Source organism: Amycolatopsis keratiniphila subsp. keratiniphila (genome assembly GCF_001620365.2).
Lineage (GTDB): Bacteria > Actinomycetota > Actinomycetes > Mycobacteriales > Pseudonocardiaceae > Amycolatopsis > Amycolatopsis keratiniphila.
On record NZ_LQMT02000005.1, the window covers coordinates 172369 to 196497 of the forward strand.

The following is a 24129-nucleotide window of genomic DNA, read 5'->3' on the forward strand; positions in this document are numbered from 1 at the left end:
ACCGGGGAGCCTCCGGAAGAACAGGGCCCGCGCCCTCAGTAGAACCGGACGGGTACGGCCCGTCACAGCCGTCGAATGAGCGGCCCAGCCGGAAACACCGACCGGCCGGGCAAGCGGGGTGGTACCGCGGAACGCGCCGGAAACGGCCGTCTCGTCCCCGTGTGGGTGAAAGCCCGTACGAGAGAGACGAACCGCGAGGAGCACCGAAGATGTATCCCAAGGCACAGGTGGACGGCGAGACCGGCGTCCCGTCCCAGCCTTCGTTCCCCGAGTCGGAAAAGCGCGTCCTCGCGTACTGGGAAGCCGATCGGACCTTCCAGGCGTCGATCGACGCCCGCGACCCCGGCGTCAACGGTTCGAACGAGTACGTCTTCTACGACGGCCCGCCGTTCGCCAACGGTCTCCCGCACTACGGTCACCTGCTCACCGGGTACGTGAAGGACCTGGTGCCGCGTTACCAGACCATGAAGGGCAAGCGCGTCGAGCGCCGCTTCGGCTGGGACACCCACGGCCTGCCCGCCGAACTCGAGGCCATGCGCCAGCTCGGGATCACCGAGAAGTCCGAGATCGACGCGATGGGCATCGACGTCTTCAACGACGCCTGCCGGGAGTCCGTGCTGCGCTACACCGGCGAATGGCAGGACTACGTCACCCGTCAGGCCCGCTGGGTCGACTTCGACAACGACTACAAGACGCTCGACCTGTCCTACATGGAGTCGGTCATCTGGGCGTTCAAACAGCTGTGGGACAAGGGCCTGGTCTACGAGGGCTACCGCGTCCTGCCCTACTGCTGGCGCGACGAGACCCCGCTGTCCAACCACGAGCTGCGCATGGACGACGACGTCTACGCCAGCCGCCAGGACCCGGCCGTCACGGTCGGTTTCCGCTTGGAGGGCAACGACAACGAGCTCGACGGTACGTACCTGCTGATCTGGACCACGACCCCGTGGACGCTGCCGTCCAACCTGGCGACCGCGGTGCACCCGGACGTGCGGTACGTCGTGGTGGAAAGCGACGGCAAGCGGTTCCTGCTCGCCGAAGCGCGCGTCGCCGCGTACGCCCGCGAACTCGGTGAAGAGCCGACGGTCGTCGGGCACTACACCGGTACCGAGTTGCTCGGAACCCGTTACGCCCCACCGTTCCCGTACTTCGCCGGACACGAGAACGCCCACCGCGTGCTGTCCGCGGACTACGTCACCACCGAGGACGGCACCGGTGTCGTCCACATCGCGCCCGCCTACGGTGAAGAGGACAAGGTCGTCACCGACGCGGCGGGCATCGTCCCGGTCACCCCGGTGGACGCGCAGGGCAAGTTCGACGCGACCGTCTCGGACTACGAGGGCCAGCAGGTCTTCGACGCCAACCCGAACATCATCAAGGATCTCAAGAACGGCACCGGTTCCGCCGGCCGCCAGGGCGCGGTGCTGCTGCGCCACGAGACCTACGAGCACCCGTACCCGCACTGCTGGCGCTGCCGCAACCCGCTGATCTACCGCGCCGTCTCGTCGTGGTTCGTCGCCGTGACCGAGTTCAAGGACCGGATGGTCGAGCTGAACCAGCAGATCACCTGGTACCCGGAGAACGTCAAGGACGGCCAGTTCGGCAAGTGGCTGGAGAACGCCCGCGACTGGTCGGTCTCGCGCAACCGGTACTTCGGCACGCCGATCCCGGTATGGCAGTCGGACGACCCGGCGTACCCGCGCACGGACGTGTACGGCTCGCTCGACGAGATCGAGCGCGATTTCGGCGTGCGGCTGGAGAACCTGCACCGGCCGTTCATCGACGAGCTGACCCGGCCCAACCCGGACGACCCGACCGGGAAGTCCACCATGCGCCGGATCGAGGACGTGCTGGACGTCTGGTTCGACTCGGGCTCGATGCCGTACGCGCAGGTGCACTACCCGTTCGAGAACACCGAGTGGTTCGAGCACCACTACCCGGGCGACTTCATCGTCGAGTACATCGGGCAGACGCGCGGCTGGTTCTACGTCCTGCACGTACTGGCGACCGCGCTGTTCGACCGGCCGGCGTTCCGCACCTGCATCTCGCACGGCATCGTGCTCGGCTCGGACGGCCAGAAGATGTCCAAGTCGCTGCGCAACTACCCGGACGTCAACGAGGTCTTCGACCGCGACGGCTCCGACGCGATGCGCTGGTACCTGATGGCGAGCCCGATCCTGCGCGGCGGGAACCTGGTCGTCACCGACAAGGGCATCCGCGACGCCGTCCGCCAGGCCGTGCTGCCGCTGTGGAACTCGTACTACTTCCTCGCGCTCTACGCGAACGCCGAGGGCGTGGAAGGCCAGTGGCGCACGGATTCGAAGCACATCCTCGACCGGTATGTGCTGGCGAAGACGCACGAACTGGTCACCGACGTCGAGCACGCGCTCGACACCTACGACGTCGCCGGTGCCTGCTCGACCGTCCGCGACTTCCTCGAGGTGCTGACGAACTGGTACGTGCGCCGCTCGCGTGACCGGTTCTGGGCGGGCGAGCAGGACGCGATCGACACCCTGCACACCGTGCTGGAGGTCACCTCGCGGGTGGTGGCGCCGCTGCTGCCGCTGACCACGGAGGTCGTTTGGCGCGGCCTGACCGGCGGCCGTTCGGTGCACCTGACCGACTGGCCGAACGCGCTCGACCTGCCCGCCGACGCGGCGCTGGTGACGGCGATGGACCGGGTGCGCCAGGTGGCGTCTTCGGCGCTGTCGCTGCGGAAGTCGAACAAGCTGCGCGTGCGGCTGCCGCTGGCCAAGCTGGTCGTCGCCGCGCACGAGGCCGACTCGCTGCGCGACTTCACCGACATCCTGCGCGACGAGGTCAACGTCAAGTCCGTCGAGCTGACCACGGACGTCGCCGCGCACGGCGGATTCGAGGTCGCGGTGAACGCCCGTGCGGCCGGACCGCGGCTGGGCAAGGACGTCCAAACGGTGATCAAGGCCGTCAAGGCCGGTGAGTGGACGACGTCCGAGAGCGGTGCCGTCGTGGCGGCCGGGATCGAGCTCGTCGAAGGCGAGTACGACCGGCGTCTGGTCGCCAAGGGCGGCGGCGCGGCCGCGGAACTGCCGGGCGGCGCCGGGCTGGTGCTGCTCGACACCGACGTGACCGACGAACTGGCGGCCGAGGGCCTGGCCCGCGACCTCGTCCGGGTCGTGCAGCAGGCCCGCCGCGACGCCGGGCTCGACGTCGCCGACCGCATCGCGCTGACGGTCGACGCGCCGGAAGATGTGGTCACGGCCGCGAAGACGCACGAGGAGTTCATCGCTTCGGAGACGTTGGCGACTTCGGTGGCGTACGGCGACGTCGCCGACGGATCGGCCGGGACGGTCGGGGAGGGCACGAAGGTGACCGTGGCGGTCACCAAGGCCTGACCCTCGCGAGCGCTATGAACGGTCCGTTCCTTGCAAAATTTGCAAGGAACGGACCGTTCATTGCATCCGGGGCGGGTCTCGATCACCGGGATCACGAAACGGATTCGGAACAGCCGCTTTCCCGCCCGAAGCGCGCCTTGCGCGGGGGAAATCGGCAGGCTGGCGCCCGGGGGCGCGCGAGGGGCGCGCCGCACTGGGGGAGAGCGAATCCATGAGTCCTGCCCGGAAAAGAGGGATCCTGATCGGCGCCGCGCTCGCGGTGGTCGCCATCGTGGTGGCCGCGGTGGTGCTGCTGGTCAGGGAGGACCGGGCGCCGGCGGCTTCCGGCGGTGGCCAGGGCGACGCCACCGAGAGCGCGCAGGAGAGCCCGGCGCAGGTCGCGGGCCGGTTCCTGCGGCTGTTCGACACCGGCGACCTGACCACCGCCCCGGTCGACGATCCGGCGGCGGCCACGACCGCCCTGTCGGGCACGCGCGCGGCGCTCAACGGGGCATCGGTCAGGACGTCGCTCGGCGAGGTCCCGACGACACCGGGCAACGCGACCACGACGTCGGCCACCTTCCACGTCTCGTGGGCCTTCGCGGGCAACAGCGCCTGGAAATACGAGGGCAAGCTGGACCTGGTGCGCAACGCCGGGAAGTGGGTAGTCCGCTGGGCGATGTCGGTGATCCATCCGAAGCTCGAAGCCGGGCAGCGGCTTTCGCTCGCGCCGGTCGCGGCCAAGCCGATCGTGGCCGACCGCGACGGCAAGGCACTCGTCGGCGGTGACGCGACAGGCGTCGCGCCGATCCTGCAGGGAGCGTTGTCCAAGGTCGCCGCCGGGGAGAACAGCGGCACCGGAGCGACCGTCACCGTGTCGCGCGTCGACGTCTCCGGCAAACCGGTCGAGACGCTCTTCGGACAGGCGGCCGAGACGGACAAGCCGCTGGTTTCGACGTTGAGCGTGGCCTCCCAGAACGCCGCTCAGAAGGCCGTCGACGGCTTCGCGGGGCCGGCGATCATCGTCGCGATGAAGACCTCGGGCGAACTCCTGGCGGTCGCGCAGAACGGTGCCGCCGGAAACCAGCCGAAGGCGCTCAACGGCCTGTACTCGCCGGGTTCGGCCTTCAAGATCGCCACGGCGACCGCGGCGCTGCAGCAGGGCGGGGTCTCCGCCGACTCCCCGTTGCCCTGTCCGGGCAGCGAGCAGATCGGGACCCGCACGCTCAAGAACGACAACGGGTTCGACCTGGGGACCGTCTCACTGAAGACGGCGTTCGCCGCGTCGTGCAACACGACCTTCGGGCGGCTCGCCGGGCAACTGCCCGCGGACGGCCTCGCGAAGGCCGCGAGCCAGCTCGGCCTCAATGCCGACTTCGAGATCCCCGGACTGGCGACGGAGGCCGGGAAGGTGGAGCCGTCGGGCAGCGGTGACGAGCAGGTCGAGGCCGGGATCGGCCAGGGCAGGGTGCAGGTCAGCCCGCTGGGCGCGGCGCTCATGGCCGCGACGGTCGCGACCGGGAAGCCGGTGGTGCCGAAGCTGTGGCAGGGGCTGGAGACCAAGGTCAACGCCGGGTACCAGGCTCCGCCCGCCGGGGTGCTGAACCAGGTCCGCGCGATGATGCGCGAGGTCTGCACGACGGGGACCGCGAAAGCGTTGAAGGGCAGCGGAGCCGTCTTCGGCAAGACCGGTACGGCGCAGTTCGGCTCGGGCGCCGACGCCAACGGCTGGTTCGTCGGCTATCGCGGCGACGTCGCTTTCGCCGTCATGCTCGAAGGTTCCAACGACTCCAAACCCGCGGTCCAGCTGGCGGCGAAGTTCCTGGCGGGCTGACGCTTCGGCCGCCGCCGAGCCGTGCGTCTTCTACGGTGAAGGCATGGAAACGATCGCACTGGCCGAGGTCGCGGCCGTGCTCGCCGAGCCGAGCCGCGCGTCGATGTGCCTCGCGCTGCTCGACGGGCGCGCCTGGACGGTGACCGAGCTGGCGGGTGCGGCCGAGGTGGCCGCGTCGACGGCGAGTGAGCACGTGACGAAGCTGACCGACGCCGGGTTCGTCGTGCGGGTGAAGCAGGGGAGGCACAGTTATGTCCGGATAGCCGACCCCCGGGTGGCGGAGCTGATCGAGCATTTGGCGCAGCACGCCGAGCATCGGCCGGTGAAAGGGCTGCGGTCCTCGGTGCGGGTGAAGCGGCTGGAGTTCGCCAGGACCTGCTACGACCACCTCGCCGGGACGGTCGGTGTGGCGCTGCGGGACGGGATGCTCACCACCGGGCTGATCGACGACGCCGGCGGACTGACGCTGACCGGCCGAGGACGCGAGGTGCTCGACGCGCTCGGGGTGGAGATCGACGGCGGCCGCCGTCCGATGCTGCGTGACTGTCTGGATTGGACAGTGCGCCGTGATCATTTGGCGGGCCGGGTCGCCGCGGCGTTACTGTCTCACGGAGTGAGCGCCGGCTGGTTGTCCCGTGAGGGCAACCGCGCGGTGAAAGTCCTGCCCGCGGCGGAAGAACCGTTCGCGGAACTCGGTGTCGACCTGGTGGCCCTGCGCAGTCCCTAATGGACAGTCTGTAACACAGGTTATCCGGACACTTTTCGACCGGTACACGAACGTGTGACGATCACCGCCTCACTATTCTGGAGCCCTCACGGCGACCGGAACGGGAGGCGACATGGAGCAGCTCCCGCTCATCCTCGGCACCGGTGGCGCGGTGCTTCTCGTCGCCGTGATCGCCGTCCGGGTGTCGATCCGGGTCGGCCTTCCTTCGCTGCTGCTGTACCTGGGGATGGGGGTCCTGCTCGGCGAAGCCGGGTTCGGCATCCAGTACGACAACCCCGAGCTCACCCAGTCGCTCGGCCTCGCCGCGCTGGTGATGATCCTGTCCGAAGGTGGCCTCACCACCCGGTGGACGGCCGTGAAACCCTCGCTGGGCATCGGAATCGCACTGTCCACAGTGGCCGTCGCGGTGAGCATCGCGGTCACCGGCGCGGCCTTGCACTGGCTGCTGGGCCTGGACTGGCGGATGGCGTTGCTGTGGGGCGCGGTACTCGCCTCCACTGACGCCGCCGCGGTCTTCTCCGTGCTGAGATCGGCGGGGATCGGGAAGCGGCTCGTCGGCGCGCTGGAGATCGAGTCCGGCATCAACGACGCCCCGGCGTACATCGCGGTCGTCGTCCTCGCCGAGGGGGCGACCGTCGACTGGTCGCTGCCGCTGCTGGTGGTCTACGAACTCGCCGCCGGCCTGGTGATCGGCCTGGCCTTCGGCTGGGGCGGGGCGTTCGCGCTGCGCCGGGCGGCGCTTCCCGCCACCGGCCTGTACCCGCTGGCGACGGTCGCGGTGTGCGTCGTGGCGTACTCGAGCGGGCAACTCGCCCACGCGTCGGGGCTGCTCGCCACCTATGTCGCGGCCCTGGTGCTGGGGAATTCGAAGCTGCCGCACCGATCGGACACGCTTTCCTTCGCCGAAGGGCTCGGCTGGCTCGCGCAGATCGGCCTCTTCGTGCTGCTCGGCCTGTTCGCCTCGCCGAGCAGGATCTTCGAAAGCCTGGTCCAGGGCCTGGTCGCGGGCGCGGTCGTGTTGCTGCTGGCGCGTCCGCTGTCGGTGCTCCTGTCGGCGCTGCCGTTCAAGATCCCCTGGCGGGAACAGGTGTTCCTGTCCTGGGCCGGGCTGCGCGGCGCGGTCCCGATCGTGCTCGCGCTCATCCCGCTGTCGTCCGGGTTGCCCGGTGCGCAGGAGCTGGTCGACGCGGTGTTCGTGCTGGTCATCGTGCTGACCCTGCTCCAGGGGGCGACGCTGACCCCGCTCGCGCGAGCGCTCGGGCTGGCCCAGCACGCCGAAGCGCACGAGATCGACGTCGACTCCGCGCCGCTCGACGAGATGGGCGCGGAACTCCTGCAGGTCCGGATCAACACCGGATCGAAGATGCACGGCGTCTACCTGGCCGAACTGCGGCTGCCGGTGGGGGCGACGATCAGCCTCCTAGTCCGCGACGGCGCCGGCTTCACGCCGAACAAGAACACCCGGCTGCAGGAACGCGACCAGTTACTCGTCGTGACCACCGCCGAAGCCCGCGACGCGGCCGAACGACGCCTGCGGGCGGTCGACCGCGCCGGCCGTCTGGCCAGGTGGAAGGGCGAATCCGGCCAGTAGGTCACGAACCGGCACCAGCTGTTCGTCGGTTGATCTCCGAAAATTCTTCCCTTTTGTACTCCCTTTGGATTACTTTCCCCGCAATCGACTCCATCGAATGGGTGAGTGTCACGGGGTAAGGAGTACGCAAGGTGACGAAACTTCCTGTGCGGTTCGCCGGTCTGGGGGTCGCCGCGACCCTCGTAGGGGTGGTCCTCGCGGCCCCGACGGCGACAGCGGCCGGTGCCTTTCCCACGTTCGGGCTGCCCTTCGACACGGGCCAATCGGTCTACTCGGCGGGCATCCACTCGGACAACGGGAACTCCGGCGTGAAGAACGCCATCGACTTCAGCCCCGGCGACAAGACCGTTCGCGCCCCACTGGCGGGCACCGTCCGGATCCAGCACTGCTCCGGCGGCGACTGGGTGACCGTCGACCACGACGGCGGCTGGCGCACCGGGTACTACCACATGGAGAACATTTCGGTCACCGACGGCCAGAAGGTCGCCCCGGGCGACGCACTCGGCCGGACCGGCAACGCGCTGCCCTGCGGTGGCAGCAGCACCGGCGCCCACGTGCACTTCACCTTGTGGACCCTGCCCACGGCCGCCGCACAGGGCGGCGACTCGCGCGACTTCGGGGTCGGCGCGGGCGACTGGGACGGCAAGTCCTACGACGAGGTCTCGACCAAGGTCGCCGAAGCCTACGGCGAGGCGGTCGACGGCAAGACCTTCGGCGGCTGGCAGTTCACCGCGGGCACCGATCAGTACTCCGGCACCGCGACCGAGGTCTCCTCCCGCTCGACCGTCCCGCTGCCCGGCCGATTCCGGGTCTGACCTGCCGTTGCCCGGCGCGGCGCGGCGCCGGGCAACGGTGTTTCCCGCTCATCGGGCACGTGAGCGGCGTCTCAAGATGCGGACGAGGGCTGGCTCGATCGGCCGACCATCCGCTAACTTCGTCCGTAGGTCACGAGTGTCAGCGTCAAGCCCCGGCTAGCTGACCGGCAACCCTCCTTCCGCGGTGGGGTGCCCCGGGTGAGGACCTGGCTCGTCGCGCGGTGCGACGGGCAAGCGCGGGATCCTCGGCGGGTCCCCTGGCCCGGAGGATGACGATGACCCTCGCTCTCGAACGCACCAGCACCCCTGCTGAAACCGTTGCCACGCACGAAATCCCGGCGGTCGCCTGCGCCGATCTGCGGGTTCCGCTGGTCACCGGCGGCGACATCGGCTACGCCAATCTCGATCACGCGGCGAGCGCGCCCTGTCTGGACAAGGTGCGGGCCGCGGTCGACGAATTCCTGCCCTGGTACGCCAGCGTGCACCGCGGCGCCGGGTTCGCGTCGCAGGTCTCCACCAAGCTTTACGAGCGCACGCGCGGGATCCTGCGGGACTTCGTCGACGCGCGGTCGACCGACACCGTCGTGTTCACCCGCAACACCACCGATTCCTTCAACCTTCTCGCGCGCAGCCTGCCGAAGCACACATCGGTCGTCGTGTTCGACACCGAGCACCACGCCGCCCTGCTGCCATGGAAGGGGCCGAACGTCCGCCGGATCGAAACCCCTCGGACCCGCCTCGCCGCGGTGTCCGCTGTGGACGAAGCGCTCGCGGACTGCCCGCAGGGGCCGCGGCTGGTGGTGCTCACCGGCGCGTCCAACGTGACCGGGGAACTGTTGCCGGTCAAGGAGATCGCGGCCGTCGCGCGGCGGCACGGCGCCCGCATCGCACTCGACGCGGCGCAGCTCGCGCCGCACCGGAAGATCTCGGTGCGCGAACTCGACGTCGACTACGTCGCGCTGTCGGGGCACAAGCTGTACGCGCCTTTCGGTACCGGTGCGCTGATCGGCCGCGCCGACTGGCTGCGCGCGGCCCAGCCGTACCTCGCCGGCGGCGGCGCGACGAAGCTCGTCACCCGTGACTCCGTGGTCTGGAATTCCGGACCGGAGCGGCACGAAGCCGGTTCCCCCAACACCGTCGGCGTGTACGCGCTCGGTGTCGCCTGCGAGACGCTGGCAGCGAACTGGGACGGCATCGTCGCCCACGAAGAGGAACTGCTCGCGCGGCTGCGCCGCGGCCTCGCCGCCATCCCCGGCTTCACCGAACTGCGCTTGTTCGACGCGCCGGTCGACCGGGTCGGCACGCTCAGCTTCGTCGTCGACGGTTTCGACCCGGGCTGGCTCGCCGCGGTCCTTTCCGCGGAATACGGCATCGGCGTGCGGGACGGCGCGTTCTGCGCGCACGTGGCGACCAAACGGCTGATCGCCGTCGCCGGTTCGACGGGCCAGCAGGCCGTGCGCGTGAGCCTCGGCCTCGGCAGCACCACCGAGCACGTGGACCGGATCGTCCTGGCGCTGCGCCAGATCGTCGCCCGCGGCGCGCGCTGGCAATACGAGAAGCCGGAAGGCCGCTGGGTGCCGGAAAACGATCCGCGCGAACTGCCCCCGTTCTGCGCCTGAGCCACTACCGTCACCCCGCATGGGGAACGAACGACCGCGTTACTGGTTTCCGCTGGCGTTACTGGGATTCGCCCAGCTGGCCGTGGTGGCCTTTTCCCTGGGCGGGATCCGGTCCGGGGGCTGGTTCGCCTACGCGCCCACCGGTGAACGACATTCGTTCGGGTACGTGAGCTTGCACGGCGTCGAGATGAGCCGCGAAACCGCGGCCGCGCTGGACACGTCGTTCGACATCGCAGGCCGGAACGACGGCTGGCTGTTCGCCGTGTTCGCGGTCTACCTCGGCACGGTGCTCTTCTACGCCCTTCGGACGAAGACCATGCGGTGGTGGAAGGTCGCCGCGATCGCGCTCGGCGGCCTGGTCGCCATCGCACTGGCCGACCTGGTCGGGTACTGGGAGTTCGACCTCGGCGGTGACACCCGGAGCGCGATCCTGCTGACCATCGGCCTGCTCCTGCTCGCCTGGCTGGACCGCAGCGTGCTGGTGCTGGCCGTGGCCGCGGCGTTCGTGCTCTGCGCGGTCGTGCCCGCACGCGGACAGCTCGCGCTGGTGCTGTCGTCGCTGGTCGCGCTCGCCGGGGCGTTCGCGGCCCTGCTGAGCAGGCCGAAGGCGAGGCCTGAACACGCTCCGTGGACAATGGGGGAGTGAGTACAGAGCCCGAAACGGCGCCACCGTCGCCGCCGCTGCCCAAGAAGCGCGTCGCCGTGGTGTTCGCCGTCGCCGCGGTGCTGTGGGGGATCGACCTCCTCACCAAGCAGATCGCCGTGTCCACGCTGGAGGGCAAGCAGCCGGTCGAGTTCCTCGGCGGGCTCGTGTACTTCCAGCTGGTGCGCAACCCCGGTGCCGCCTTCTCGATGGCGACCGGGCTGACCTGGGTGCTCGCGCTGGTCGCGATCGCCGTCGTGATCGCCATCGTCTGGCTGTCCCGGCGGCTGCGCTCGGTCGGCTGGGCGATCGGCCTCGGCCTCGTGCTGGCCGGCGCGCTCGGCAACCTGACCGACCGGATCTTCCGCGCCCCCGGCCCGCTGCAGGGGCACGTGGTCGACATGATCTCCGCCTTCGCGCCGAACGGGCAGGGCTGGGCGATCTTCAACGTCGCCGATTCCGCGATCTGCGTCGGCGGTGTGCTCATCGTGATTCTTTCCTTGCTGGGCAAGGACTACGACGGAACATCCACAAAGGACAAGAAGAAGGCGGCGACCGAATGAGCGCGCGCATGCTGCCCGTCCCCGACGGGCTCGACGGAATGCGCGTCGACGCGGGGCTGGCGAAGCTGCTGGGACTTTCCCGCACCGTCGTGGCGGAACTGGCCGAATCCGGCGAGATCTACCTGGACGGCAGGCCCGCCGGGAAGTCGGACCGGCTGACCGCCGGCGGACTGCTCGAAGTGACGCTGCCCGATCCGGCGTCAGCCGTCGAGGTCGTCGCGGAACCCGTCGAGGGCATGAAGATCCTGCACGACGATGACGACATCGTGGTGATCTCGAAGCCGGTCGGCGTCGCCGTGCACCCGAGCCCCGGCTGGACCGGGCCGACCGTCGTCGGCGGGCTCGCCGCCGCCGGGCTGCGCATCGCGACCTCGGGCGCAGCCGAACGTCAGGGTGTCGTGCACCGGCTGGACGCCGGCACCACCGGCGTGATGGTCGTGGCGAAGAGCGAGCACGCGTACACCGTGCTGAAGCGGGCGTTCAAGGAACGCACCGTCGACAAGGGCTACCACGCCATCGTCCAGGGCCACCCGGACCCGACGCGCGGCACCATCGACGCGCCGATCGACCGGCACCCCCGGCACGACTACAAGTTCGCCGTCGTACAGGGCGGGCGGCCGAGCGTCACGCATTACGAGGTCGTCGAGGCCTTCCGCGCCGCGTCGCTGGCGCAGATCAAGCTGGAGACCGGCCGCACGCACCAGATCCGCGTGCACTTCTCGGCGCTCAAGCACCCGTGCGTCGGTGACCTGACCTACGGCGCCGACCCCGTGCTGGCGCGCAAGCTCGGGCTTTCGCGGCAGTGGCTGCACGCGAAGACGCTCGCCTTCGCGCACCCGGCCGACGGACGCTGGGTCGAGTTCGAATCGGAGTACCCGGACGACCTGGCGAACGCGCTGCGGATCCTGCAGGACGAGAACTAGCCACTTGCCGCATTTAGTCCTCTGAATGCGGCAAGGGGTCCTTCACGTACTTGAGGGGAGTGCCGGATGTCATGAAAGGGTCGTTCAGGACGAAATGTGTCCTGAACGACCCTTTCATGACATCCGGGCAGCCGCGAAGGTCGAGTTTCCTCGGCTGAGCCGCGTGAAGGGGTCCTTCACGCGCAACCGTTGAGGCGAGCCGCATTTAGTCCTCTGAATGCGGCAAGGGGTGCGTCAGTCCTCGATCGACCAGGTCAGCGTGCGCTCGTCCGGTTCGGGCCGCGGCGACCAGCGCACGGCGACCACGCGGGTGGCGTCCGGCAGCACGTAGACGGTGTGCCCGCCGAGGGTCTCGCCGGGCCGGACACCGATCTTGTGCGGCGGCCGCGACGTCAGCGAGACCGGAGCCTTCGCGATCGGCTTGCCGTCCGCGGTGAGCAGTTCGAGGTAGTTGTCCGGAAGCGACACGAACGGGATGTTCCCGCGGTTGGTGATCTCGGTGTGCACGACGACCGACCGTTCCCCGGCTTCCAGCGAGTAGCCCGCGGCGCTGAACAGGTAGTCCGCCGGGTCCTGTACCTCGAGCAACTGGACGGTGAGCTGCTCGCCCTCCAGGCCCTGGGTCTCCATCACGTCGCCGGTCCGGCCCTTCTTGCCCTCCGGGGCGGCCTGCGAAGTCACCTGCTGCTCGTCGCCGCGCGCCCAGGACGCGGTCTGGGGGACGCCCCAGGTGCTCATCACCGGGTCGGCCGGCGCCATCGGCGGCGGGGCGAACTGCTGCTGCGGCGGGGCGGGCGGACGCGGCGGGGGCTGCGGCGGCGCCATCGGCTGGCGTACCGGGGCCGACGGCGGTCCGGGGTAGCGGCCCGAAGGCGTGCCGTGCACGTTGTACGCGCCCGAAGGCGTCCCCTGGACGTTGTACGGCCCCGAGGGGGTGCCCTGGATGTTGTGCGGCCCGGAGTGCCCCGGCGGGCGCTGGGGTTGTTGAGGGGGCTGCTGCGCCCAGGAGGGCGGCGCGCTCGCGATGGCGGACCGTAGCCCGTTCGGGTCGCTCTCCACGCCCACGAGCAGCGGCAACCCGCTGCCCGAGAGGGCGACCAGGCGGTACGCGACCTCGCGTGGATCCATCCCGACCTTCGCCGCGAGTTCGTGTACGGCCGCCTTGCCCAGGTCCGCGAGGGCGGCGAGCAGGCGGATGTCCACGGGATCGGTCACGGCCACGTCCGGGAACGCTACCGTCTCGCCTCCGGCGCCGCGGGGAGAGGCCGCCCGAGCGCGGCAAAACCCGGCTTCGGTAGTACTCGCTCTCCATTAGGGTCGGGGATACCGCCTCCATCGACCACTGGGGAAAGCAAACATGAGCCAAGTCTCCGCCCTCGCCGACGAGTTCGTCGAAGCCCTCTTCGACGCCGAGCCGGTCATGCCCGCTTTGCAGGGCTTCCGTCCGGAATCGACCGGCCTCACCGATCTCAGCGAGGCCGCGGGAGACGCTTTCCGCGCGCGGCTGGCCGGGCTCGCCGAGCGGGCCGAGGCAATCGCCACCGACGGGTTGAGCGCGGAGGAGAAGACCACCCGTGACGTCCTGATCGCGATGGCGCGGGCGAGGATCGCCCTGCTGGACTCGCGGTTCGTCGAGTTCACCATCAGCGACCTGTTCATCTCACCCGCCGCCGAGGTGCTCACCGTGCTGCCGATGATGTCGGTCGGGGCGGGCGCGCAGGCGGAGGCCCACCTCGGGCGGATAGCCGCGATCCCGGAGTACCTGCGGCAGGCCGCGCAGCGGCACCGGGACGGCGTCGCCCGCGGCCTGGTCCCGGTCGCCTACCTGGTCGACGCCGCCGTCGCGTACCTCGACCGGCATCTCGCCGACCCCTCGGCCGATCCGCTGCTGCGCCAGCCCGCGCCCGACGAGGACTTCGAGACCCGGCGCGCCGGACTGCTGCGCGACGTCGTCCGTCCCGCGATCGCCGAGTACCGGGAGGTGCTCGCGAAGGAGATCGCGCCGCACGGCCGTCCCGAGGACAAACCCGGCGTCTGCTGGCTGCCCGACGGCGAGCGCCTCTACGCCCTGCTCGCCGAGATGCACACCACGACCGTCCGCACCCCGCGTGAGCTGCACCAGACCGGTCTCGACGTGATCGCCGGCCTCGCCGACGAGTACCGCGAGTACGGCTCCCGGGTCTTCGGCACCAGCGACCTCCAAGAGATCTTCAGCAGGCTCCGCAGCGACCCGGATCTGCGCTGGTCCAGCGCCGAGGAGATGCTCGACTCCGCCCGCGCGGCCATCACCAGGGCCGAGGCCGAGGCGCCGAACTGGTTCGGCCGGATCCCGCCGCAGCCGTGGACGGTCGAGCCGGTACCCGCCGAATCCGCGCCCGGCGCGCCCGCCGCGTACTACATGTGGCCCGCGGTCGACGGTTCCCGCCCCGGCATCTACTTCGCCAACACCCACAAGGCGGAGGAGCGGTTCCGGCACGCGGCCGAGGCGACGGCCTTCCACGAGGCCATCCCCGGCCACCACTTCCAGCTGAGCCTCGCGCAGGGCCTCACCGAGCTCCCGTTGCTCCGCCGTGTCGGCGACTTCACCGCGTACGCCGAGGGCTGGGGCCTGTACACCGAGCGCCTCGCCGACGAGATGGGCCTGTACTCCGACGACGTCGCGAAGCTCGGCATGCTGACCATGGATTCGATGCGCGCCGGACGGCTGGTCGTCGACACCGGGCTGCACGCGCTGGGCTGGAGCCGCCGTCAGGCCATCGACTTCCTCACCGAGAACACGCCGATGGCGCTCGTGGAGATCGAGTCCGAAGTGGACCGGTACATCGCCTTCCCCGGCCAGGCGCTCTCGTACATGGTGGGACGGCTGGAGATCCAGCGCATCCGCGCCGCGGCCGAGCTGACGCTGGGCGGCCGGTTCGACATCAAGGCCTTCCACGACGTCGTGCTCGGTGGCGGGTCGCTGCCGCTTTCGGTGCTGGACGGCGTGGTCCGCGACTGGGTGAAGGGTCACGGCGACACCCCGAACGGCCTCGCCGAGGAGCTGATGGAGCTCAAGTTCGAGGAGCTTCCGCTGTGGCGTTCGCTGCTCGGCCTCCCCGGCGACGAAGGCGCGTTGCCCGACCCGAGCGCGGAGGCCGCGGCCGCACAGCGCGCGTCGGCGGTCGCCATCGCCGAACGGGCCGAAGCCCTTGCCACCGAAGGACTTTCCCCGGCCGAGGCGGTCACCCGCGAGGTCGTGATCCAGCAGGCGAAGGCGATGGTCGACGTCATCGATTCGCGGGCCTCGGAGTTCTCGGTCAGCGACGGGCTCGCCTCGCCCGCGCTGTTCATGCTCAACGAACTTTCGGTGCTGTCGCTGAACGACGAGGAAAAGGTCCGCGGTTACCTGAAGCGGCTGGAAGGTATGGGCGCCTACCTCGATGCTCTGATCGTGCGCCAGCGCGCGGCCGCGGCCGACGGTCTCGTCCCGCCCGGCTTCCTCGTCGAAGGCGGGATCGCTTACGTGGAGCGCTATCTCGGCGACGAGGCGGGGGATCCGCTGGCGCTCACCGCGTCCGTTTCCGTGGACGGCTACGAGGCCGAACGTGACCGGCTGCTGGCCGAAGTCGTCCGGCCCGCCTACCAGCGGTATCGCGATTTCCTCGCCGACGAGCTGCGTCCCGTGGCGAAGCCCGAAACCGAGCCGGGTCTCTGCGCGCTTCCCGGCGGGCAGGAGAAGTACGCCGCGCTGATCCGGGCGCATACGTCCACCGAGCGCACCGCGCGGGATCTGCACGACACCGGCCTCGGCATGATCGCGAAACTGGCCGACCAGTACCGCGAGCTCGGCGAGAAGATCTTCGGCACCAAGGATCTCGAGGAGATTTTCGAGCGGCTGCGCACCGACCCGGCACTGCGCTGGCGAGACGGCGACGAACTGCTCGACGCCGCGCGTGACGCCATCACCCGCGCCGAAGCCGTCGCACCGGAGTGGTTCTCGACCGTTCCTGAGGAGCGGTGCCAGGTCGAGCCGGTTCCGCCCGCGGAGGCGCCCGGCGGCACGTTGGCGTACTACATCGAGGCGGCGCTCGACGGTTCGCGGCCGGGCACCTACTACGCGAACACCTACGAGGCCGAGCAGCGCCCGAAGCACACGAGCGAGGCGATCGCCTTCCACGAAGCCGTTCCGGGGCACCACTTCCAGATCTGCATCGCGCACAAGCTCAAGGGACTGCCCATGTTGCGCGGGCACGCCGACGTCAACGCCTACGTCGAAGGCTGGGGTCTCTACTCGGAGCGCCTCGCCGACGAGATGGGCCTGTACTCGAGCGACCTGACCAGGTTCGGCATGCTCACCCAGGATTCGATGCGCGCCGGACGGCTGGTCGTCGACACCGGGATGCACGCGCTTGGCTGGAGCCGTCAGCAGGCCGTCGACTACCTGGCCGAGAACACGCCGATGGCCAGGGTGGAGATCGAGGCCGAGATCGACCGCTACGCCGCCGTTCCCGGGCAGGCGCTGTCGTACATGGTGGGACGGCTGGAGATCGAACGGATCCGCGCCGAGGCCGAGGCCGCGCTCGGCGACCGGTTCGACATCAAAGGCTTCCACGAGGTCGTGCTGAGCAACGGGATCCTGCCGCTGGAGGTGCTGGACCAGGTGGTGAAGGCCTGGGTGGCCGCGCAGTGAGCCGGAACACACGCGAAGTGCGCGCTCCCGGCGCATACTGTCGCTAAGCGAGCGCTCAGTAACTCGATGAGGAGATGCGGATGAGGATCGGGACCGCGATCAGCTACGCCGGCGGATTCGCCGAGAGCGTGGCCGACATCGTCGAACTGGAGAAGGCCGGGCTGGACATCGTCTTCGTCCCCGAGGCCTATTCGTTCGACGCGGTCAGCCAGCTCGGCTACGTCGCGGCGAAGACCGATCGCGTCCAGATCGCGTCGGGCATCTTCCAGATCTACACGCGGACGCCGACGCTGACCGCGATGACCGCAGCCGGGCTCGACTTCGTGTCCGACGGCCGGTTCACGCTCGGCATCGGCGCCTCCGGTCCGCAGGTCATCGAGGGTTTCCACGGCGTGAAGTACGACGCGCCGCTCGGGCGCACGCGCGAGATCATCGACATCTGCCGTCAGGTGTGGCGGCGGGAGAAGGTGGTGCACTCCGGCACGCACTACTCGATCCCGCTGCCACCCGAGCAGGGCACAGGTCTCGGCAAGCCGCTGAAGCTGATCAACCACCCGGTGCGCGAGCGGATCCCGATCCTGCTGGCGTCGATCGGCCCGAAGAACGTCGCGCTCACCGCCGAACTCGCCGAGGGCTGGGAGCCGATCTTCTTCCACCCCGAGAAGGCCGCGGACGTCTGGGGTGCGTCGCTGGCCGAGGGCAAGGCGAAGCGTGACCCGTCGCTGGGCGAGCTGGACACCTTCGTCGGCACCGCGCTGGCGATCGGTGACGACGTCGAAGGGATGCTGGACCACCTTCGCGGCACGCTGGCGCTCTACATCGGCGGGATGGGCGCACGCGGCAAGAACTTCTACAACAGTCTCGCTCAGCGGTACGGCTACGAAGCCGAAGCGAAGCTCATCCAGGACCTCTACCTGGACGGCAAGAAGGAAGAGGCCGCCGCGGCGGTGCCGAAGGAATTGATCAGGGCGATCTCGCTGATCGGTCCCGAGGGTTACGTCAAGGAGCGGCTGGCGGCCTTCCGCGAGGCCGGTGCGACCACGCTGGTGGTCAACCCGCTGCTGCCCGGGCGCGAGGCCCGCGTCGCGCAGGTTTCGAAGCTGCGCGAACTCATCGACTAGGCCGTGTCCTGTAAGTCTGTTCGATGGGCTTCGTGATCCAGGTGGTTCCTGGCGGTGCGGGCGGGTCGGCCTCGTACCGGGTCGTACTCGGCCGAGCCCGCCCGTGCCGTCAGGGACCGCCTGGGCGCGAAGACCGCGAACATGACTTGCAGGACACGGCCTAGGCGCGCACGGGGGAGGGGAACCTCTCACCTGTATCGATACGGTATACTTGACCTGCGCCGGTGTACCCCCTTCGTGGTCAAAAAACGGCCTCCCGGTGGAAAGAGAACGTGAATTACGCCTGAACGGCGGGAAAATCCGCCATTATCAGGAGTGAAAGCGAGACCTCGGGGGAATCCGTTCGCGACGAAGGTGAGGTGCCTCGCGTGCGCAAGCAGATCGGCGAGCCGTCCGCCGCGGTCCTGGACGTCGGGTCGTTCAGTGCACGGCTGGTGGTCCTGGCCAAGGGTGGTTCGCCACTCGACCCCGTGCTGAGCCACCAGACGCGGCTGCGGTTGGACCGGGAACTCGACGATGACGGGAATCTGACCCGGCGTGGTATCGACGCGGTCTCCTCCGCGGTCGAGGCGGGGATGACCATGGCCGCCAAGCACGGCGTCGAGGACGTGTACCCGCTCGCCACGTCGTCGATCCGCGACGCGGCCAACGTGAAGCAGGTCGTCTGCGACGTCGCGAAGGCCACCGGGGTCAAACTGCGCTTCCTCACCGGCCGCCGCGAGGCGGAATTGGCTTATGTCGGCGCGCGCCGCTGGTACGGCGCTTCCGCCGGGCGACTGCTCGTGCTCGACATCGGCGGCGGGACCGTCGAGCTCGCCGCGGGAGACGCCGAGGAAGCCGGGTTCGCGCATTCCCTGCCGCTCGGCGCGCGCTCGCTGACCCGGGACTGGTTCGCCACCGAATGCCCGTCGCCCAAGGTCGTGCGGGCGATGCGGGAACACGTGCTCGACGAGGTCCGCGACGCGATGCAGGACGTCCTGCCGCATATCCGCGACCATCGCGCCGTCGGCTGCTCCAAGGTGCTGCGGCAACTCGCCCGGCTCGCGGGCGACCGGCCCTCCCGCTCCAGGGAACTGCACCTCGACGACCTCCGTGCGTGGATCCCGCGGCTGGCGAAGCTGCCCGCGAAACGCCGCGCCGAACTGCCGGGCATCTCGCGGCAGCGGTCCCATCAGGCACTCGCGGGCGCGATCGTCGCCGAGGCGCTGCTGACGCTTTCGGGTGGTCAGGTCGCCATCTGCCCGTGGTCCACCAGGGACGGACTGCTGCTCGGCATGCTCGACGGGCTGGTCACGCTGGACGGCAAACCGGCGAAAGCCGCCTGAGGACTGGCGCATCCGGCCGCGAGCGGGTACCCCGGACACATGAGGGAAAGCAAGAAGAGCTTCGGGCAGGACGACGAAGAAGATCTCGACGACCTCCGCGGGATCCAGCCGAAGACCGACGTGCCGAGCGCGCCCAACCGGGACATCGGGCCGCACGGCACCAAGGAGGTCGACGACGTACCGGGCGGCGGCGAGGCCCCGATCGAACCCCCGGACTGAGCTTGCGAGTGTCATGAAAGGGTCGTTCAGGACATTTTTCGTCCTGAACGACCCTTTCATGACATTTCGCGAGTCACGCGTCCTTCGGCTGCCGCCTCGCCGGAGCGCGGCCCGCGGGCTGTGTCGGCGCCGGGCCCGGATCGATCGCCGGGATGGGCAGCCGCACCGGTTCCGCGGTCACGGTGAACGTCTCGCCGTGGTGCGCCAGTTCCAGCGGTTCCCCGGTGATCACGTGGTACGTCGCGCCCTCGCCGTCGATCTCGACCTGGAACCGCGTGCCGCGGAAGGTCAGCCGGAACGCGATCCGCCGCAGTTGTGGCGGCAGCCTAGGTGCGAAGGTCAGCCGTCCGCCGTAGTCGCGCAGCCCGCCGAAACCGGCGACGGTGCCCTGCCACGCACCCGCCAGCGACGCCAGGTGCAGTCCGTTGCGGACGTTGTTGTGCACGTCGTGCAGGTCGGTGAGCGCCGCCTCGGCGAGGTAGTCGTAGGCCAGTTCGAGATGTCCGACCTCGGCCGCCACCACGGCCTGCGTTCCCGCGGACAGCGAGGAATCCCGCACGGTGATCGCCTCGTAGTAGGCGAAGTCGCGCGCTTTCTGTTCAGGGGTGAAGGAATCACCGCACAGATGTAGCGCGAGCACCAGATCGGCCTGTTTGACCACCTGCTTGCGGTACAGGTCGAAGTACGGGAAGTTCAGCAGCAGCGGGTAGAAATCCAGGTCCGTCGCTTCGAAATCCCACTCGTCGTGCTCCAGGAACCCTTCGGACTGCGGATGGACGCCGAGGTCATCGTCGTAGGGCACCAGCATCGCGTCGGCCGCCTTGCGCCACAACGCGACCTCGTCGTCGCCGACCTCGAACCGCCGGGCGATGTCGTCGTGCTGGCCGACGATTTCGGCGGCGTAGAAGAGATTCCGGCGGGCCATCAGGTTCGTGTAGACGTTGTTGTCCGCCACCGCGGAGTACTCGTCCGGCCCGGTCACACCGTCGATCCGGAACCGGCCTCGCCGGTCGAAATGCCCCAGCGACACCCACAGCCGCGCGGTTTCGAGGAGCAGTTCCGCGCCGCAGGTCCGCATGAACTCGTCGTCGCCGGTGGCGTTGAGATAGCGCACGACGGCATCGGAGATGTCCGCGCTGACGTGGAACGCCGCCGTGCCCGCCGGCCAGTACGCCGAACACTCGGCGCCGTTGATGGACCGCCAGGGGAACGCGGCACCGCGTAGACCCAGCTGCGTCGCCCGTTCCCGCGCTTTGTCCAAAGTGGAGTGACGCCAGCGCAGGGCGTCGCGGGCGGCGTCCGGGATGCTGTAGGTGAGCACGGGCAGGACGAAGGTCTCGGTGTCCCAGAACGCGTGGCCGTCGTAGCCTGGGCCGGTCAAACCCTTGCCCGCCAACGCCCTGGTCTCGCCGCGGGCACCGGCCTGCAGGAGATGGAAGAGCGCGAACCGCACGGCCTGCTGCAGTTCGGGGTCGCCGTCGATCTCGATGTCCGAGGTCTCCCAGAAGTCGTCGAGGAATTCCTTCTGTTCGGCGAGCAGTCCCTTCCAGCCGGTCTGCCGGGCCCCGGCCAGCGCGGCCTCGACCTGCGCGCGCACGGCGGGCACCGAACGCTGCGCGGACCAGCCGTAGGCGAGGAACTTGGTGATCCGCAGCCGTCCGCCCTTGGGCACGTCGACGGCGATGGTGAGCCGCGCGAGATCGTCCTCGGCCTCGATATGCGTGCGCACGCCGTCGGAGACGTCGATCTTGTGGTCCATCGCGGCGGCCATCCGCAGCCCGGATCGCCGGGTCTGGTGCACCAGCACCGCGTGATACGCCTCCGCATGGTGATATTCGCCGACCAGCGGCGATTCCAGCGCCGCCGCGACCCGCGGATCGCGCGTGTCGGACTCGATCGGTTCGTTCGCCAGCAGATCGGACTGCACCACCAGCTGGAGATCGTCGTCGAGCGGTTCGACCTCGTACCGGATCGCGGCGACGGCGCGCTGGGTGAACGAGACCAGGCGTTCGGTCTTCACCCGGACGCGGCGCCCGGTCGGTGAGGACCAGACGGTGTCGCGCGCGAGGGTGCCCTTCCGGAAGTCGAGCACGCGGTCGTGTTCGGTGGCCTGGCCGTAGCGCATGTCGAGCGGTTCGTCCTCGACCAGCAGCCGGAGGATCTTGCCGTCGGTCACGTTGACGACGGTCTGGCCTTCTTCGGGGTAGCCGTAACCGGTTTCCGCGTACGGAAGGTCGTGCTGTTCGTAGAAACCGTTGAGGTAGGTGCCCGGCAGGCCGCGCGGCTCCGCCTCCTCCAGCGTGCCGCGCAGGCCGATGTGCCCGTTGGACACCGCGAACGCCGATTCGGTGCGCTGCAACGCGTCGACGTCCATCCCGTGCCAGCGCAGCTCCCAGGGCGCGACCTCGTAGCCACGGAAAAGCGCTTCGCTCACTTGCGGTCCTCCAGGAGTTCGGCGAGGTCGTCCACCACGACGTCGGCACCGTGCGCGAGCAGTTCGCCCGCCTGGTGCGCGCGGTTCACCCCGACCACGTAACCGAAACCGCCGTCCTTGCCGGCCTGCACGCCCGCGAGCGCGTCCTCGAAGACCGCCGCGTTCGCCGGTGCGACACCGAACGCCTCCGCGCCGGCGAGGAAGGAATCGGGGGCGGGTTTGCCGCGCAGGTTCTGCTCGGCGATCACGATCCCGTCGATCCGCGCTTCCACGAACCTGGTCAGGTCGGCGGCGTCGAGCACCTTGGCGCCGTTGGCCGACGAAGTGACGACGCCGATGCGCAGTCCGGCCGCCTTCGCCGCTTCCAGATATCGGACGGAACCCGGGTACGGGGTCACGCCTTCCTCGTCGATGATCTTCAGCACCAGCTGGTTCTTGCGGTTCCCGATGCCATTGACGGTGGCGGCGTCGATGCCGTCGTCGGGGTTTCCCTCGGGCAGTTCGATCCCGCGTGAGGTGAGGAAGGTGCGGACGCCGTCGGCCCTCGGCCTTCCGTCGACGTAGGCCGCGTAGTCGGTGTCGGTGAACGGCGAGAACGCGTCGCCGTCGCGGGCGCGCAGGAACTCGTCGAACGTGCGCTTCCACGCTTCGCGATGCTGGGCCGCGGTTCCGGTCAGCACGCCGTCGAGGTCGAAGAGACAGGCCGTGATGGTGTCGGGCAGACCGATCATGTCTGGCAACGCTACCCGCGCTCGCCGGTACTCGCTCGGCTCTCAGGCGGCGCGGACCACGAGCGCGACGTGCCGCGCGGCCCGCTCCAGCGGTTCCGGAGACCGGCGGACCCGGCTCACCAGCAGGGCGCCTTCGAGGTTGGTCATGATGGCCGTCGCGACGTCTTCGGGATCCTCGACCTCGCCGAGCAGTTCGACGAGCAGCTCGTGCCATGCGGCGAACGCGTCCTGGCACGCCTTGGTGATGACAGGGGAGGCGTGCGCCATCTCCAGTGTGATCGTGGCGAGCGGGCAACCGCCGCGGTAGTCGTCGGCGGCCAGCGCTTCACCCGCTTTGCGATACCACCAGGCCACGGCGTCTTCGACCGTCTCGTTGCGTTCGAAAGCGCGGCGGACCGTCTTCGCCACGACAGCGGTGCCGAGCTCGATCGCGGCGACCGCGAGCTGCTCCTTGCCGCCGGGGAAGTGGTGGTACGCCGACCCCCACGGCGTGCCTGCCTGCTCGACCAGCCGCCGCCACGAGGTCGCCTGGTAGCCCTCGCGGCGGAAGAGTGTCATCGCGGTCGAGATCATCCGCTCGCGAGTGGTGGTGTCGGACACGTGGTCCAGCATAGTCCTTGACTAGGACGACCGTCTTAGGAAAGCCTAGGACGATCGTCTTAGGAGGCAGCCATGACCATCGACGTCACCGGGCAGACCAGGCAGAAGACCGTGACCTGGCAGGATCCGCTGCCCACCGCCCGGCTCGGCCGGGAACTGTCCGGGCTCGACTACCTGACCGGGATCGCCGAGGGCCGGATCCCGCCCGCGCCGATCTCGGCGCATTTCGGCATGCGCTGGGTGAGCGTGGCCGAGGGTGACGTCGTGATCGCGGCGACGCCGGACGAGTCGCTCTACAACCCGATCGGCACCGTGCACGGCGGGGTCGCGGCGACCCTGCTGGATTCGGCGGTGGCGTGCGCCGTGCACTCGACCCTGCCCGCCGGCGTCGGGTACACCTCGGTGGAGCTGAAGGTGAACTACCTGCGCGCGATTTCCGGTTCGGTGGGGGAGATCCGCGCGCACGGCTGGATCGTGAAGGCCGGTTCGCGCGTCGCGTTCGCCGAGGGCGACCTCCGCGACGGGCAGGGCAAGGTGCTCGCGACGGCGTCGAGCACCTGCCTGATCATCAAGCCCTAGAACATCTCGGCGCCCGGCGGCACGGGCTGCTTGACGTCCCAGTGCTCCACGATGAGCCCGTCTTCCACGCGCACGATGTCGACGATGGCGGCTCCGAGCTCCTCGCCCGGCCGGACGACGTGCAGGTGCACGACGACGTGCTCGTCGTCGGCGATCACGCGTTTCACCGCGACCTCCGCGTCCGCCAGCGGTGAATTGCGCATGGCTTCGACGAAAGCGTCACGGCCGGAGGGGAAACCCGGGCTGTGGGTGACGAAATCCGGGTGCACGTTCCTGCCCGCGGCGGCGAAGTCCTTGTGCACGAACATGTTCTCGAAACAGTCTAGGACGATCTTCTTGGCTGTGGTCATAGGAACAGCGTGCACCCGCTGTCGATTACCGCGGAG

Annotated in this window: 19 protein-coding genes and 1 riboswitch; of the genes, 14 read left to right on the forward strand and 5 right to left on the reverse strand. The window is 69.4% G+C overall.

What is annotated here, in order from left to right; all coding sequences use genetic code 11:
* Positions 1–209: 209 nt before the first annotated feature.
* The 9 genes from ileS (at position 210) to AVR91_RS02880 (ending at position 12065) form a co-directional block, all read left to right on the forward strand.
* Positions 210–3371, forward strand: coding sequence for an isoleucine--tRNA ligase (gene ileS / locus AVR91_RS02840; protein ID WP_063276554.1), 3162 nt, complete (start codon positions 210–212; stop codon positions 3369–3371).
* Between the two features lie 211 nt (positions 3372–3582).
* On the forward strand, positions 3583–5184 hold the full coding sequence (locus AVR91_RS02845; protein ID WP_063276555.1) for a penicillin-binding transpeptidase domain-containing protein: 1602 nt from the start codon (positions 3583–3585) through the stop codon (positions 5182–5184).
* Positions 5185–5227: 43 nt separating this feature from the next.
* Complete coding sequence (locus tag AVR91_RS02850) at positions 5228–5911, forward strand: ArsR/SmtB family transcription factor (RefSeq protein WP_063276556.1); 684 nt, start codon at positions 5228–5230, stop codon at positions 5909–5911.
* Positions 5912–6023: 112 nt separating this feature from the next.
* Positions 6024–7502 (forward strand): potassium/proton antiporter, encoded by a 1479-nt coding sequence (locus tag AVR91_RS02855; RefSeq protein ID WP_063276557.1) that lies wholly within the window; start codon positions 6024–6026, stop codon positions 7500–7502.
* A gap of 131 nt (positions 7503–7633) precedes the next feature.
* The gene (locus tag AVR91_RS02860; protein WP_063276558.1) at positions 7634–8317 is read left to right on the forward strand and encodes a M23 family metallopeptidase; all 684 of its coding nucleotides are present in this window, start codon (positions 7634–7636) and stop codon (positions 8315–8317) included.
* A 128-nt stretch (positions 8318–8445) separates the two neighbouring features.
* A riboswitch (SAM riboswitch) is annotated at positions 8446–8560 on the forward strand.
* A 32-nt stretch (positions 8561–8592) separates the two neighbouring features.
* The gene (locus AVR91_RS02865; protein ID WP_063276559.1) at positions 8593–9936 is read left to right on the forward strand and encodes an aminotransferase class V-fold PLP-dependent enzyme; all 1344 of its coding nucleotides are present in this window, start codon (positions 8593–8595) and stop codon (positions 9934–9936) included.
* A 19-nt stretch (positions 9937–9955) separates the two neighbouring features.
* Entirely contained in the window at positions 9956–10582 is a 627-nt protein-coding gene (locus tag AVR91_RS42335) for a hypothetical protein (RefSeq protein WP_063276560.1), read from the forward strand.
* The gene (lspA, locus tag AVR91_RS02875) at positions 10579–11142 is read left to right on the forward strand and encodes a signal peptidase II (protein ID WP_016335917.1); all 564 of its coding nucleotides are present in this window, start codon (positions 10579–10581) and stop codon (positions 11140–11142) included. Before AVR91_RS42335 ends, lspA begins: the two co-directional genes overlap by 4 nt.
* Complete coding sequence (locus AVR91_RS02880; RefSeq protein WP_063276561.1) at positions 11139–12065, forward strand: RluA family pseudouridine synthase; 927 nt, start codon at positions 11139–11141, stop codon at positions 12063–12065. The genes lspA and AVR91_RS02880 overlap by 4 nt, the downstream gene beginning before the upstream one ends.
* A 234-nt stretch (positions 12066–12299) precedes the next feature.
* Here the strand turns inward: AVR91_RS02880 and AVR91_RS02885 are convergent, their stop codons facing one another.
* Positions 12300–13286, reverse strand: a complete 987-nt coding sequence (locus AVR91_RS02885; RefSeq protein WP_063276562.1) for an AsnC family protein — start codon at positions 13284–13286, stop codon at positions 12300–12302.
* A 136-nt stretch (positions 13287–13422) separates the two neighbouring features.
* Between AVR91_RS02885 and AVR91_RS02890 the strand changes: the two genes are divergently transcribed.
* The 4 genes from AVR91_RS02890 (at position 13423) to AVR91_RS02905 (ending at position 19399) form a co-directional block, all read left to right on the forward strand.
* Complete coding sequence (locus AVR91_RS02890) at positions 13423–16734, forward strand: DUF885 domain-containing protein (RefSeq protein WP_063276563.1); 3312 nt, start codon at positions 13423–13425, stop codon at positions 16732–16734.
* 80 nt (positions 16735–16814) lie between these two features.
* Positions 16815–17855 carry an LLM class F420-dependent oxidoreductase gene (locus tag AVR91_RS02895; RefSeq protein ID WP_063276564.1) on the forward strand — a complete coding sequence of 347 codons (1041 nt, stop codon included), beginning with the start codon at positions 16815–16817 and terminating at the stop codon, positions 17853–17855.
* Positions 17856–18223: 368 nt separating this feature from the next.
* Positions 18224–19180, forward strand: a complete 957-nt coding sequence (locus AVR91_RS02900; RefSeq protein ID WP_063276565.1) for a Ppx/GppA phosphatase family protein — start codon at positions 18224–18226, stop codon at positions 19178–19180.
* A gap of 39 nt (positions 19181–19219) precedes the next feature.
* Positions 19220–19399: a hypothetical protein gene (locus AVR91_RS02905; RefSeq protein ID WP_037344936.1), complete on the forward strand. Its 180-nt coding sequence runs from the start codon at positions 19220–19222 to the stop codon at positions 19397–19399.
* Between the two features lie 73 nt (positions 19400–19472).
* Here the strand turns inward: AVR91_RS02905 and AVR91_RS02910 are convergent, their stop codons facing one another.
* From AVR91_RS02910 to AVR91_RS02920, 3 genes are read right to left on the reverse strand one after another with little or no spacing between them, the layout of a single operon-like run.
* Positions 19473–21773: a glycoside hydrolase family 65 protein gene (locus AVR91_RS02910; RefSeq protein WP_143253868.1), complete on the reverse strand. Its 2301-nt coding sequence runs from the start codon at positions 21771–21773 to the stop codon at positions 19473–19475.
* Positions 21774–21829: 56 nt separating this feature from the next.
* On the reverse strand, positions 21830–22564 hold the full coding sequence (locus AVR91_RS02915) for an HAD family hydrolase (protein ID WP_063276567.1): 735 nt from the start codon (positions 22562–22564) through the stop codon (positions 21830–21832).
* Between the two features lie 42 nt (positions 22565–22606).
* Positions 22607–23164, reverse strand: a complete 558-nt coding sequence (locus AVR91_RS02920; protein WP_228708195.1) for a TetR/AcrR family transcriptional regulator — start codon at positions 23162–23164, stop codon at positions 22607–22609.
* 72 nt (positions 23165–23236) lie between these two features.
* Between AVR91_RS02920 and AVR91_RS02925 the strand changes: the two genes are divergently transcribed.
* Positions 23237–23743: a PaaI family thioesterase gene (locus AVR91_RS02925; RefSeq protein ID WP_063276569.1), complete on the forward strand. Its 507-nt coding sequence runs from the start codon at positions 23237–23239 to the stop codon at positions 23741–23743.
* Here AVR91_RS02925 and AVR91_RS02930 read toward each other — a convergent pair.
* Positions 23740–24093 (reverse strand): nuclear transport factor 2 family protein, encoded by a 354-nt coding sequence (locus AVR91_RS02930; protein ID WP_063276570.1) that lies wholly within the window; start codon positions 24091–24093, stop codon positions 23740–23742. The genes AVR91_RS02925 and AVR91_RS02930 overlap by 4 nt on opposite strands.
* Positions 24094–24129: the final 36 nt, after the last annotated feature.